Source organism: Methylobacterium sp. CM6247, from assembly GCF_054817925.1.
In genome coordinates, this window is sequence record NZ_JBTXKX010000004.1 from 1 (window position 1) to 14,330 (window position 14,330).

At 53.9% G+C, this 14,330-nt stretch carries 11 protein-coding genes; 4 read left to right on the top strand and 7 right to left on the bottom strand.

What is annotated here, in order from left to right:
- The coding region (locus tag ACYQOP_RS26685; protein WP_461225554.1) for a recombinase family protein at window positions 1–212 on the bottom strand (212 nt) is incomplete at its 3' end.
- A 1,341-nt stretch (window positions 213–1,553) separates the two neighbouring features.
- On the opposite strand from ACYQOP_RS26685, the gene ACYQOP_RS26690 reads away from it, so the two are divergent.
- Complete coding sequence (locus ACYQOP_RS26690) at window positions 1,554–1,904, top strand: hypothetical protein (RefSeq protein WP_461225556.1); 351 nt, start codon at window positions 1,554–1,556, stop codon at window positions 1,902–1,904.
- Between the two features lie 441 nt (window positions 1,905–2,345).
- Window positions 2,346–3,623, top strand: coding sequence for a calcium-binding protein (locus tag ACYQOP_RS26695; RefSeq protein WP_461225558.1), 1,278 nt, complete (start codon window positions 2,346–2,348; stop codon window positions 3,621–3,623).
- Window positions 3,624–4,725: 1,102 nt separating this feature from the next.
- Here ACYQOP_RS26695 and ACYQOP_RS26700 read toward each other — a convergent pair.
- From ACYQOP_RS26700 to ACYQOP_RS26710, 3 genes are all read right to left on the bottom strand, one after another.
- The gene (locus tag ACYQOP_RS26700) at window positions 4,726–4,887 is read right to left on the bottom strand and encodes a hypothetical protein (protein ID WP_461225560.1); all 162 of its coding nucleotides are present in this window, start codon (window positions 4,885–4,887) and stop codon (window positions 4,726–4,728) included.
- 236 nt (window positions 4,888–5,123) lie between these two features.
- Window positions 5,124–5,753, bottom strand: a complete 630-nt coding sequence (locus ACYQOP_RS26705; protein WP_461225562.1) for a nucleotide-binding protein — start codon at window positions 5,751–5,753, stop codon at window positions 5,124–5,126.
- Window positions 5,754–6,744: 991 nt separating this feature from the next.
- Complete coding sequence (locus tag ACYQOP_RS26710; RefSeq protein WP_461225564.1) at window positions 6,745–7,377, bottom strand: recombinase family protein; 633 nt, start codon at window positions 7,375–7,377, stop codon at window positions 6,745–6,747.
- 1,341 nt (window positions 7,378–8,718) lie between these two features.
- Here ACYQOP_RS26710 and ACYQOP_RS26715 point away from each other — a divergent pair.
- Both ACYQOP_RS26715 and ACYQOP_RS26720 read left to right on the top strand, forming a co-directional pair.
- Window positions 8,719–9,069 carry a hypothetical protein gene (locus ACYQOP_RS26715; RefSeq protein ID WP_461225556.1) on the top strand — a complete coding sequence of 117 codons (351 nt, stop codon included), beginning with the start codon at window positions 8,719–8,721 and terminating at the stop codon, window positions 9,067–9,069.
- 441 nt (window positions 9,070–9,510) lie between these two features.
- Window positions 9,511–10,788 (top strand): calcium-binding protein, encoded by a 1,278-nt coding sequence (locus ACYQOP_RS26720; protein ID WP_461225558.1) that lies wholly within the window; start codon window positions 9,511–9,513, stop codon window positions 10,786–10,788.
- A 1,102-nt stretch (window positions 10,789–11,890) separates the two neighbouring features.
- Here the strand turns inward: ACYQOP_RS26720 and ACYQOP_RS26725 are convergent.
- From ACYQOP_RS26725 to ACYQOP_RS26735, 3 genes are all read right to left on the bottom strand, one after another.
- Window positions 11,891–12,052: a hypothetical protein gene (locus tag ACYQOP_RS26725; RefSeq protein ID WP_461225560.1), complete on the bottom strand. Its 162-nt coding sequence runs from the start codon at window positions 12,050–12,052 to the stop codon at window positions 11,891–11,893.
- A gap of 236 nt (window positions 12,053–12,288) precedes the next feature.
- Window positions 12,289–12,918, bottom strand: a complete 630-nt coding sequence (locus tag ACYQOP_RS26730; RefSeq protein ID WP_461225562.1) for a nucleotide-binding protein — start codon at window positions 12,916–12,918, stop codon at window positions 12,289–12,291.
- A gap of 991 nt (window positions 12,919–13,909) precedes the next feature.
- Window positions 13,910–14,330 (bottom strand): helix-turn-helix domain-containing protein (locus ACYQOP_RS26735; protein ID WP_461225566.1); only part of this gene is annotated, 421 nt, incomplete at its 5' end.

Consider the following 14,330-nt stretch of genomic DNA (forward strand, 5'->3'; position numbering starts at 1 on the left):
TCCACCCACCGAACAACCAGTACATCACCTCGGCGGAGCATATCGAAGAGACGGCGACCTTGCGGACGATCCGCCAGACGTGTGGTCACGCCCGATACACCGTCATCGGCCACGACCTTATCAATCTTGAACCCAGCGGCCTCGGCCTGCGTCCGCTGGTGAGCAACGGTCTGATCGAGGGTTGAAACGCGCGCATAGAGAACAGTGGTCATCGGACTCAATCATGTCTGTTGAGATGGTGTCCACATAAATGTATGTCCGTATCCTAAAAGCAACCCTAACGGACAGAATTTTCGCTCCTCCTCTATTGTCCGCAGGGGCATACTCCAACGGACGGAGTGGCTCATGCTCAGAGCGCATAACCGTTCCATGAGAGCCTCGGATGAGTGATCAACGTCGCCACCGTCTTGACGAAGGCACAGTTTTCGATCACTAGGCGACTTACTCGCTGCCCCAGGGGTAGCTCGCTTCCGATCCTGCTTCATGCAGTGTAATTGGTCGCCCCAATACCAAGACCCCACCCCTACCGTACTGCCTCAGTAGCATCCCGTCCGTCTCTTATCAGGAGACGGCGTCCGGTGTTTTGATGAAGCATTTATCATCCGATTGACGGATCAGAAGACCCAAGGCGTCAAGTCAGCTTTCGGCTGTCTTCGTCGCTCTTAAGTCATACGGTTGCTATTGGCCTCTGACTGATTGGATCACCGATCCCATCGGCTGGGTGAACTAAGGCGAAACTGTGGAGGCATATAAATAAAACTGTCTGACAAAAGGAGAAGACCATCGGCAATAGATTACAAAGCAGTTGGGCGAACGAGATCGGAAGGCATGGATTTACACATGCACTCACCCTCACGTACCCAAACAATAACCAAATGGGACCGCGCGGATCGTTTGAACAGCATTGTGTCAACCAGACACGACGATTTTTCAAGTACCTGAACTTTCGGGTGTTTGGCGATAAGGCAGGAACCGATCCGTCGAAGCGATTGAAACATATCGTATTCTTCGAAGACAGAACCAAGTCTGGTGACCCAACACATTTTCATGCACACGCCTTGGTTTTGATCCCAAACAATCGACTTGAAAGGTTTGAAGCTGTTCATTCGAAGATTTGGAACAAGTTGTTCCCAAGTTCTCGAAAGGAAGGCATCTTCAAACAAGATGTTACCGACATCCATCGGCTATCGGACTACATCTCCAAACAGTCACGAAACGAGTACGAAATCCTTGTAGACTTCCCGTGAGGGCGCGCCTTTCCGAAAAGCGGAGGGCGTTGATTGATAGGACAAGTATTCACTCAAACCACTATCGGGGGCTTGGTATCAACCCGAGCCCTTTGGATTAACATGACCAAATGAAAGGAAACAAGTGGAAGACACAACAGACAAAACACCAACCAAACGAAGCAAGATCATCGCAGTCAGGCTGACAGATCACGAAACTGACACTCTTCGATCAAGTTTCAACGAACAGATGCCAACGATTTCAAAGGTAATTCGTCAAATGATCATGACCTACCAATCCATCAACCAATCACAGGAGAACAAGAAATGTCCGGAAAAACGCCTACCTCTCGCTTGAAGAACGAAGTCAAAGCCGTACTAACTGATGCGCTCACATATCATGAGTATCTGTCAGAGGATATTCTTGATCCCGATGCTGCAATGTATTCCATTGTGACGTCACGAGAACTTTATGCCGGTCTCGCCGATATCGATAAATTCTTTGACGACAGCGGACAGACCTTTGCCGATGAAGCTTCCTCCGGTGCCATTCGGAGTACGTTGTACAGGTTCGTCAACGATCTGATCGGCACGGGTTTTCCGCTGATGCGAAGCCGCGCCAGCGGTCTCCTCACCCAGATCGAGGCAGCATTTGGTTCAGAAGGAGCGGCAGCATGATCCGGTTCCTCGACTTCCTCGATGGCGTACCTTCCATGAACAAGCCTGCGCCTTCGCCGAGTTTGGCGGAATCCCTCAGCGTGACGCCTTTCTCGAAAACCGACACGGCGGTCATCCCAGCCACGAGGATCGGCCGGAAACCTCAGACGATGGCGGATGCCTTCGAACGAGAGAAGAAGGCCCCTGTCCCGTCACCGGCTCCAGTCACGCCATCTCGACGTCGGACAACCACCTTCCGCGACGTTTTTTCCAAGGCCGGTGTTCAAATCTAGACAGCAGACCGCTCCTACGACCTCGCCGAATGCCTCATGTTCCGGCGAGGTCTTCCCTGAGTTTTGAAATTTCAGTTTATACAAATAAGTCTCGTGCAACGAGTTTGACATTTCAAGATTTTTTCATATAAACTATGCAAGTATCAGTCCACTTTGAAGAGTATTAGTTATGGCCTTGATCAACGGAACCAATAAAGACGACGAAATTATCGCAAAGAATCAAATAAATGCTGACTATAAGAAATATTATTACAGTGGACCTGACATCTCTGGAAGAGTAAATACAAAGGGTGGTATATTTGGACTTGACGGAAGTGACAATATATTTGGCGGTAACAGTACTGACTACATCATAGGCGGGAATGGGGACGATTTTATATACGGATTATCTGGAGACGATGCAATCGTCAAACTAGATATACCAGCAAAGTTCAACGGAACTGTTGTATATGGTCTGAATGAAAACGCTTCCATCAACGGTGGTCTATATGGCGGTATTGGAGCCGACTTGATCGACGGCGGCAGCGGCATTGATCTATTATATGGTGGCAATGGCAACGATACCCTGATCGGTGGAGATCACTCTGATCGATATTTTTCTGATGTTCGTTCAGACACCAAGAAGGGTATTCACAAACTAACAACAAATTCCATCTCAGCAGGTCTGTATGGAGAAGATGGGAATGATAGATTGAATGGTGGTCAGGGGTCTGACTTACTTGACGGCGGCGCGGGGAACGATGTTCTAATTGGCGGAGCCGACGACGACAACACAACAATGTTCTTCACTTCTACAAAAGATATGAATGGCATAGGAAGTTCTGTCTCCGTCTATAGCAGGGGTGGCCTTTTCGGTGGCGATGGGAATGACAGACTCGATGGAGGCGCAGGTCGTGATCTGTTGTACGGTGGCAATGGTAATGACACGCTGAAAGGCGGATCGGGCGACGACAAAGGTTTCGCTGATAAAGGTTCCAACTCGTCTTATACATTTGAAGCAGGTCTATACGGCGGTGAAGGGGATGATAGAATCGATGGTGGGTCTGGTGATGATCTACTGTCAGGCGAAAACGGCAATGATATATTGATCGGAGGTATCGGCTTCGATGATTTAAGAGGCGGGAAAGGTGCTGACACCTTCCTGTTCAATAACGTTGCAGACAGCACAGCGAAGATTTCCGGCAGAGACGTAATTCGAGACTTCAATAGGACTCAAGGCGACAAGATCGACCTTCGACCTATAGACTCAATATCAGGCACTTCGGGAGATCAGTTATTCAAGTTCATTGGCGGCTCGAACTTTCATCATGTGGCCGGTGAACTGAATGCGATATCAAAAAGCGGAAATATCCTGATCAGCGGGGATACAAACGGTGACGGAACTGCTGACTTCTCGATAACTTTGAAGGGAAGCTTTGCTATCCAGGCAGCAGATTTTTTCCTCTGACGGCATAACCCCGCCATCAACTCGCACTGTCGTTGACGGTGCGAGTCCTGCCTATTCATCTTGAAGAGCGATTGAATCGCCTCTCCTCATAGTTGGAGGGGCACTCTCGCATTTGAGCGAGGCTCTGTCGGATTTCCGCTCCTCTCCGTCCGGCGGCTTCTTCCTTTTTCGTCCGATATGTTGCCCGCACGGCAGGTTCTATGAGTCTGGGTATTCGTGCCATGCACCAATTTGCACCCACCTCCCCGTCCTCTGGATAGCCATGTTGACCATTCCGGCGAGACGATCCGGACAACGTTAGGCATATTCCGCCACATGGCGACACGCCGTTCTTCCACAGAGATCAGCCCCAGGCGTTTGGCCTCCCTCAACGCGTTTCGGACAGAGGTCTCGCTGATACCGGCCTTGCCTGCGATGGCTCCAACACACAGGCGACAGTCTCCGGTCCACCGGACCTCATCGGCGACCACGGCCAGAGCAGCTTGTTCGGCGATGGTGAAGCGGGCGGCGATGGCACTGGGCATCGCTCCCGACGCCGCCCAACGGCGACGCCGTTCAATTGATGCCGGAGACCGTGGTCGAGACCCGACGTTTTTCCGTCGGGTCGGTGAGGGCGCGGGGATCACTCTCCGAGCTTCGATTAGCCCAGATAGAGACGCCGCCTCGCCTTCGGTGATGTAGCCTTCCCCAAAGGCGCGCCACATCACCGCCGTTACCTCAGGCAGCTTCATGCGCGGCGCGGCCTGGATGGCCTGCCGTAGTTCAAATTCGAACACGTATCGCCCCATCGTGGGGCCGTTCGGACAAGGCGAGATCGTCGAGAGAACTTGCGTTCTCCCTTGACGGCTTGGGACCGCTCATGAGATTGTGGAAGCAGTTCGGGGCTTCCACGCACCCATCGATTTCAGAGGCTCGATCCTGCCAGGGATCGGGCCTCTCTCGTTTTGACCTAGCGGCTTATCGTTGCAGTGATCCTCAGGCGCGGCTGCGCCAATCATTAACCCTGAACATCACGGGCGAGTCGGTCAAGCCGGTAGAGGTTGACCCCCAACATCATGCCAAGGGCAACCTCACATAGCCACATTCCTATGTGGCTATGTGATTACACATCATCGACGGTCTTGTTTCCGTAGTGCCCACGTGCTTGCAGCATCATGAGCAGGCCCTCCCGGTAGAGGCGCTGGGCGCTGATCCGTTCCTCGTATGCGATCTGTCGGATGAGGTCCAAAGTCTCAGGACTGGCATAGAGTGACCTATGCGCCATCCCCGCATTCTCCTCCGCCTGAACCTTGGGTCGGACTTTCCGTGCTCGTGGGATCGGTGATGCTGCCGTAGGTATCGCCTCTGTCGCCTGAGCGGTTGAAGGCGTCACGGACACTGCATCAGGGACCTCATCGTCACGTAACTGCATAGTCACATCATCATGTGAGTGCATAGCTGCCTTATCGTGTGACGGTGCAGCCGGTACCATTCCTGACAGCGACGGACGTTTGGTTTTGCTCACGATCTCGGCTCCTTCATACGGTCTTTCACCCATGACCAGAGCGCTCTGATCTCCAAAGCGGCCTTACCACTGGGGGCGATCTCGGTGACGCCAAGGCCCATCGCGGCTGCATCACGGAAGTCCGTCCGGTCGGCCAGTGGAGGAGCAACAGCCCCACCGACTTCTAGCGCCGCGATGGCGTCAGCCGTTCGAGCTTGAGTGACCGGGTTCGTCGCATTGAGAATGAAGGCGAAGTCTTTCCCGAACTGCCGAATCCGGTTCACGGTTGGTCCAGCCGCTCGTAGATCAATCGCCGACGGTCTCACCGGGACTAGGCACAAATCTGCGTGACGTAGAGCGGTGTCCACCTCCTCACCGAACGTCCCGGCAGTATCCAAGATGATCAGCGAGACCGCTGGTACCTTCCTGGTAGCGGTGATCCACGCCTTCAGGTCGCTGGGAGGCACGGAACGAAAGATGATGTCGGTGGCTTCTCGGGCCTTCCCCCATTCGGCGAGTGATCCTTGAGGGTCTAGATCGACCACAACAACACGCTCCCCGTCCTGACGAGCAGCGACAGCCAAGGATGCGGCGATAGTCGTTTTTCCGCTCCCACCCTTCTGGCTAGCTAGGACAAGAACGCGCACAGAAGCCCCGCATAGTTATGTGATCGTGTAGCTATGCCATCGTGTAATCACATACGCTAGAGGTGAACACCATCCAGATTCTCATGTGATGACATAATCACATAACAGTGTGGTCTAACATGGAGGTGGCGCTCTCGAAGGCTGCGTCACAGAAAAATCCGCCGTGACGGAACATATGAGGAACCGATCAGCGACCAGCAAGTTAGGAAATTGATCCGGGAACACACCATCCCTAGTATATAGACCCCGTTCTTGTGCAAAATGTGGATCGTTGGGAGGAAGAAAAGTGCCTCGTACGTCTCACTTCATCAGGGTCCGAACGGCATCGAACTTTCACCATGCGATCAGGATCGCTGACGCCATCGGCCTTCCCCTGAACACCTTCGTGACACTCAACTACAGCATGACCGACTGCCCCATCGAAGAGGTCAGCGCAGCGTTCGCTCACCTTCGGAACACCCGGTACAGCCACTGGGCTCGCCGTCCCGGAACACGAAGCGGAGCCGAACCCTACCAACCGACCCATGTCTGGGTCCTCGAAGCTGGCGGCGGCGTGACAGCCGCACATTGGCTTCTACATGTCCCGTCAGAAAGACGTGCAGAGTTCAAGCGGAAGCTCTCCAAGTGGCTCCAGGATACCACCGGCCCAATTCCGTACGAGAACACGATCCAGGTAAAAAACGCTCGGACCCCAAAAGGCGCTGGCCGATACATGCTGAAAGGCATGGATGAAGCACACGCCCACCGATACGGCATCGATCATGTGGCTCAAGGCGAAGTCCACGGCCGGAGAAGCGGGTATTCACTGAACCTCGGCCCTACTGCCAAGCGTAAGCTTCGGGAGGAAGGCCGGTACAGAAAAGCTCGCTCGTGGCGTCCCCTCCCACCAGGCTCAATACCGGCTCGGCCTGAGGAAGTCCGTCTGTAACGCCGCCAGCTTCGAGGACCCAGACATGGGTCGGTTGGTAGGGTGGATCAGACCGTAGCGGGCCTATGCAGCCCATCGCGCGAGAGCAGCTTCGGCCTCTACCCGGTTGTTGCGGATGCGGTAGATTGTGCCGCGCGAGATACCGGTGGCCTTGGCGATTCCCTGGACGGTGTCGCCCCTGTTGAGCATTGCTATGACCGTATCGAGCTTCGACCGATCATACGACGGCTTCCGACCAAGATAAGCGTCGTCACGGCCCTTGGCGTGCGCGATGCCAGCTTTCTGGGCCTCCCGAGTGGCTTCAGCCTGAGCCTGGGACATTGCCGCCATGAAGCCGATCAAGGCGTCTCTGACAGCCTTGAGCATGGGGTCAGTGGTGGCACCATCGAAGACCATCGAGTTTATGACCGTCTTCACGATGACGCCCTGGTGCATCATCTCCCGGATGGTTTCGGTGACGTCGGCATAATCTCGCCCGAGGCGGTCCACCCACCGAACAACCAGTACATCACCTCGGCGGAGCATATCGAAGAGACGGCGACCTTGCGGACGATCCGCCAGACGTGTGGTCACGCCCGATACACCGTCATCGGCCACGACCTTATCAATCTTGAACCCAGCGGCCTCGGCCTGCGTCCGCTGGTGAGCAACGGTCTGATCGAGGGTTGAAACGCGCGCATAGAGAACAGTGGTCATCGGACTCAATCATGTCTGTTGAGATGGTGTCCACATAAATGTATGTCCGTATCCTAAAAGCAACCCTAACGGACAGAATTTTCGCTCCTCCTCTATTGTCCGCAGGGGCATACTCCAACGGACGGAGTGGCTCATGCTCAGAGCGCATAACCGTTCCATGAGAGCCTCGGATGAGTGATCAACGTCGCCACCGTCTTGACGAAGGCACAGTTTTCGATCACTAGGCGACTTACTCGCTGCCCCAGGGGTAGCTCGCTTCCGATCCTGCTTCATGCAGTGTAATTGGTCGCCCCAATACCAAGACCCCACCCCTACCGTACTGCCTCAGTAGCATCCCGTCCGTCTCTTATCAGGAGACGGCGTCCGGTGTTTTGATGAAGCATTTATCATCCGATTGACGGATCAGAAGACCCAAGGCGTCAAGTCAGCTTTCGGCTGTCTTCGTCGCTCTTAAGTCATACGGTTGCTATTGGCCTCTGACTGATTGGATCACCGATCCCATCGGCTGGGTGAACTAAGGCGAAACTGTGGAGGCATATAAATAAAACTGTCTGACAAAAGGAGAAGACCATCGGCAATAGATTACAAAGCAGTTGGGCGAACGAGATCGGAAGGCATGGATTTACACATGCACTCACCCTCACGTACCCAAACAATAACCAAATGGGACCGCGCGGATCGTTTGAACAGCATTGTGTCAACCAGACACGACGATTTTTCAAGTACCTGAACTTTCGGGTGTTTGGCGATAAGGCAGGAACCGATCCGTCGAAGCGATTGAAACATATCGTATTCTTCGAAGACAGAACCAAGTCTGGTGACCCAACACATTTTCATGCACACGCCTTGGTTTTGATCCCAAACAATCGACTTGAAAGGTTTGAAGCTGTTCATTCGAAGATTTGGAACAAGTTGTTCCCAAGTTCTCGAAAGGAAGGCATCTTCAAACAAGATGTTACCGACATCCATCGGCTATCGGACTACATCTCCAAACAGTCACGAAACGAGTACGAAATCCTTGTAGACTTCCCGTGAGGGCGCGCCTTTCCGAAAAGCGGAGGGCGTTGATTGATAGGACAAGTATTCACTCAAACCACTATCGGGGGCTTGGTATCAACCCGAGCCCTTTGGATTAACATGACCAAATGAAAGGAAACAAGTGGAAGACACAACAGACAAAACACCAACCAAACGAAGCAAGATCATCGCAGTCAGGCTGACAGATCACGAAACTGACACTCTTCGATCAAGTTTCAACGAACAGATGCCAACGATTTCAAAGGTAATTCGTCAAATGATCATGACCTACCAATCCATCAACCAATCACAGGAGAACAAGAAATGTCCGGAAAAACGCCTACCTCTCGCTTGAAGAACGAAGTCAAAGCCGTACTAACTGATGCGCTCACATATCATGAGTATCTGTCAGAGGATATTCTTGATCCCGATGCTGCAATGTATTCCATTGTGACGTCACGAGAACTTTATGCCGGTCTCGCCGATATCGATAAATTCTTTGACGACAGCGGACAGACCTTTGCCGATGAAGCTTCCTCCGGTGCCATTCGGAGTACGTTGTACAGGTTCGTCAACGATCTGATCGGCACGGGTTTTCCGCTGATGCGAAGCCGCGCCAGCGGTCTCCTCACCCAGATCGAGGCAGCATTTGGTTCAGAAGGAGCGGCAGCATGATCCGGTTCCTCGACTTCCTCGATGGCGTACCTTCCATGAACAAGCCTGCGCCTTCGCCGAGTTTGGCGGAATCCCTCAGCGTGACGCCTTTCTCGAAAACCGACACGGCGGTCATCCCAGCCACGAGGATCGGCCGGAAACCTCAGACGATGGCGGATGCCTTCGAACGAGAGAAGAAGGCCCCTGTCCCGTCACCGGCTCCAGTCACGCCATCTCGACGTCGGACAACCACCTTCCGCGACGTTTTTTCCAAGGCCGGTGTTCAAATCTAGACAGCAGACCGCTCCTACGACCTCGCCGAATGCCTCATGTTCCGGCGAGGTCTTCCCTGAGTTTTGAAATTTCAGTTTATACAAATAAGTCTCGTGCAACGAGTTTGACATTTCAAGATTTTTTCATATAAACTATGCAAGTATCAGTCCACTTTGAAGAGTATTAGTTATGGCCTTGATCAACGGAACCAATAAAGACGACGAAATTATCGCAAAGAATCAAATAAATGCTGACTATAAGAAATATTATTACAGTGGACCTGACATCTCTGGAAGAGTAAATACAAAGGGTGGTATATTTGGACTTGACGGAAGTGACAATATATTTGGCGGTAACAGTACTGACTACATCATAGGCGGGAATGGGGACGATTTTATATACGGATTATCTGGAGACGATGCAATCGTCAAACTAGATATACCAGCAAAGTTCAACGGAACTGTTGTATATGGTCTGAATGAAAACGCTTCCATCAACGGTGGTCTATATGGCGGTATTGGAGCCGACTTGATCGACGGCGGCAGCGGCATTGATCTATTATATGGTGGCAATGGCAACGATACCCTGATCGGTGGAGATCACTCTGATCGATATTTTTCTGATGTTCGTTCAGACACCAAGAAGGGTATTCACAAACTAACAACAAATTCCATCTCAGCAGGTCTGTATGGAGAAGATGGGAATGATAGATTGAATGGTGGTCAGGGGTCTGACTTACTTGACGGCGGCGCGGGGAACGATGTTCTAATTGGCGGAGCCGACGACGACAACACAACAATGTTCTTCACTTCTACAAAAGATATGAATGGCATAGGAAGTTCTGTCTCCGTCTATAGCAGGGGTGGCCTTTTCGGTGGCGATGGGAATGACAGACTCGATGGAGGCGCAGGTCGTGATCTGTTGTACGGTGGCAATGGTAATGACACGCTGAAAGGCGGATCGGGCGACGACAAAGGTTTCGCTGATAAAGGTTCCAACTCGTCTTATACATTTGAAGCAGGTCTATACGGCGGTGAAGGGGATGATAGAATCGATGGTGGGTCTGGTGATGATCTACTGTCAGGCGAAAACGGCAATGATATATTGATCGGAGGTATCGGCTTCGATGATTTAAGAGGCGGGAAAGGTGCTGACACCTTCCTGTTCAATAACGTTGCAGACAGCACAGCGAAGATTTCCGGCAGAGACGTAATTCGAGACTTCAATAGGACTCAAGGCGACAAGATCGACCTTCGACCTATAGACTCAATATCAGGCACTTCGGGAGATCAGTTATTCAAGTTCATTGGCGGCTCGAACTTTCATCATGTGGCCGGTGAACTGAATGCGATATCAAAAAGCGGAAATATCCTGATCAGCGGGGATACAAACGGTGACGGAACTGCTGACTTCTCGATAACTTTGAAGGGAAGCTTTGCTATCCAGGCAGCAGATTTTTTCCTCTGACGGCATAACCCCGCCATCAACTCGCACTGTCGTTGACGGTGCGAGTCCTGCCTATTCATCTTGAAGAGCGATTGAATCGCCTCTCCTCATAGTTGGAGGGGCACTCTCGCATTTGAGCGAGGCTCTGTCGGATTTCCGCTCCTCTCCGTCCGGCGGCTTCTTCCTTTTTCGTCCGATATGTTGCCCGCACGGCAGGTTCTATGAGTCTGGGTATTCGTGCCATGCACCAATTTGCACCCACCTCCCCGTCCTCTGGATAGCCATGTTGACCATTCCGGCGAGACGATCCGGACAACGTTAGGCATATTCCGCCACATGGCGACACGCCGTTCTTCCACAGAGATCAGCCCCAGGCGTTTGGCCTCCCTCAACGCGTTTCGGACAGAGGTCTCGCTGATACCGGCCTTGCCTGCGATGGCTCCAACACACAGGCGACAGTCTCCGGTCCACCGGACCTCATCGGCGACCACGGCCAGAGCAGCTTGTTCGGCGATGGTGAAGCGGGCGGCGATGGCACTGGGCATCGCTCCCGACGCCGCCCAACGGCGACGCCGTTCAATTGATGCCGGAGACCGTGGTCGAGACCCGACGTTTTTCCGTCGGGTCGGTGAGGGCGCGGGGATCACTCTCCGAGCTTCGATTAGCCCAGATAGAGACGCCGCCTCGCCTTCGGTGATGTAGCCTTCCCCAAAGGCGCGCCACATCACCGCCGTTACCTCAGGCAGCTTCATGCGCGGCGCGGCCTGGATGGCCTGCCGTAGTTCAAATTCGAACACGTATCGCCCCATCGTGGGGCCGTTCGGACAAGGCGAGATCGTCGAGAGAACTTGCGTTCTCCCTTGACGGCTTGGGACCGCTCATGAGATTGTGGAAGCAGTTCGGGGCTTCCACGCACCCATCGATTTCAGAGGCTCGATCCTGCCAGGGATCGGGCCTCTCTCGTTTTGACCTAGCGGCTTATCGTTGCAGTGATCCTCAGGCGCGGCTGCGCCAATCATTAACCCTGAACATCACGGGCGAGTCGGTCAAGCCGGTAGAGGTTGACCCCCAACATCATGCCAAGGGCAACCTCACATAGCCACATTCCTATGTGGCTATGTGATTACACATCATCGACGGTCTTGTTTCCGTAGTGCCCACGTGCTTGCAGCATCATGAGCAGGCCCTCCCGGTAGAGGCGCTGGGCGCTGATCCGTTCCTCGTATGCGATCTGTCGGATGAGGTCCAAAGTCTCAGGACTGGCATAGAGTGACCTATGCGCCATCCCCGCATTCTCCTCCGCCTGAACCTTGGGTCGGACTTTCCGTGCTCGTGGGATCGGTGATGCTGCCGTAGGTATCGCCTCTGTCGCCTGAGCGGTTGAAGGCGTCACGGACACTGCATCAGGGACCTCATCGTCACGTAACTGCATAGTCACATCATCATGTGAGTGCATAGCTGCCTTATCGTGTGACGGTGCAGCCGGTACCATTCCTGACAGCGACGGACGTTTGGTTTTGCTCACGATCTCGGCTCCTTCATACGGTCTTTCACCCATGACCAGAGCGCTCTGATCTCCAAAGCGGCCTTACCACTGGGGGCGATCTCGGTGACGCCAAGGCCCATCGCGGCTGCATCACGGAAGTCCGTCCGGTCGGCCAGTGGAGGAGCAACAGCCCCACCGACTTCTAGCGCCGCGATGGCGTCAGCCGTTCGAGCTTGAGTGACCGGGTTCGTCGCATTGAGAATGAAGGCGAAGTCTTTCCCGAACTGCCGAATCCGGTTCACGGTTGGTCCAGCCGCTCGTAGATCAATCGCCGACGGTCTCACCGGGACTAGGCACAAATCTGCGTGACGTAGAGCGGTGTCCACCTCCTCACCGAACGTCCCGGCAGTATCCAAGATGATCAGCGAGACCGCTGGTACCTTCCTGGTAGCGGTGATCCACGCCTTCAGGTCGCTGGGAGGCACGGAACGAAAGATGATGTCGGTGGCTTCTCGGGCCTTCCCCCATTCGGCGAGTGATCCTTGAGGGTCTAGATCGACCACAACAACACGCTCCCCGTCCTGACGAGCAGCGACAGCCAAGGATGCGGCGATAGTCGTTTTTCCGCTCCCACCCTTCTGGCTAGCTAGGACAAGAACGCGCACAGAAGCCCCGCATAGTTATGTGATCGTGTAGCTATGCCATCGTGTAATCACATACGCTAGAGGTGAACACCATCCAGATTCTCATGTGATGACATAATCACATAACAGTGTGGTCTAACATGGAGGTGGCGCTCTCGAAGGCTGCGTCACAGAAAAATCCGCCGTGACGGAACATATGAGGAACCGATCAGCGACCAGCAAGTTAGGAAATTGATCCGGGAACACACCATCCCTAGTATATAGACCCCGTTCTTGTGCAAAATGTGGATCGTTGGGAGGAAGAAAAGTGCCTCGTACGTCTCACTTCATCAGGGTCCGAACGGCATCGAACTTTCACCATGCGATCAGGATCGCTGACGCCATCGGCCTTCCCCTGAACACCTTCGTGACACTCAACTACAGCATGACCGACTGCCCCATCGAAGAGGTCAGCGCAGCGTTCGCTCACCTTCGGAACACCCGGTACAGCCACTGGGCTCGCCGTCCCGGAACACGAAGCGGAGCCGAACCCTACCAACCGACCCATGTCTGGGTCCTCGAAGCTGGCGGCGGCGTGACAGCCGCACATTGGCTTCTACATGTCCCGTCAGAAAGACGTGCAGAGTTCAAGCGGAAGCTCTCCAAGTGGCTCCAGGATACCACCGGCCCAATTCCGTACGAGAACACGATCCAGGTAAAAAACGCTCGGACCCCAAAAGGCGCTGGCCGATACATGCTGAAAGGCATGGATGAAGCACACGCCCACCGATACGGCATCGATCATGTGGCTCAAGGCGAAGTCCACGGCCGGAGAAGCGGGTATTCACTGAACCTCGGCCCTACTGCCAAGCGTAAGCTTCGGGAGGAAGGCCGGTACAGAAAAGCTCGCTCGTGGCGTCCCCTCCCACCAGGCTCAATACCGGCTCGGCCTGAGGAAGTCCGTCTGTAACGCCGCCAGCTTCGAGGACCCAGACATGGGTCGGTTGGTAGGGTGGATCAGACCGTAGCGGGCCTATGCAGCCCATCGCGCGAGAGCAGCTTCGGCCTCTACCCGGTTGTTGCGGATGCGGTAGATTGTGCCGCGCGAGATACCGGTGGCCTTGGCGATTCCCTGGACGGTGTCGCCCCTGTTGAGCATTGCTATGACCGTATCGAGCTTCGACCGATCATACGACGGCTTCCGACCAAGATAAGCGTCGTCACGGCCCTTGGCGTGCGCGATGCCAGCTTTCTGGGCCTCCCGAGTGGCTTCAGCCTGAGCCTGGGACATTGCCGCCATGAAGCCGATCAAGGCGTCTCTGACAGCCTTGAGCATGGGGTCAGTGGTGGCACCATCGAAGACCATCGAGTTTATGACCGTCTTCACGATGACGCCCTGGTGCATCATCTCCCGGATGGTTTCGGTGACGTCGGCATAATCTCGCCCGAGGCGG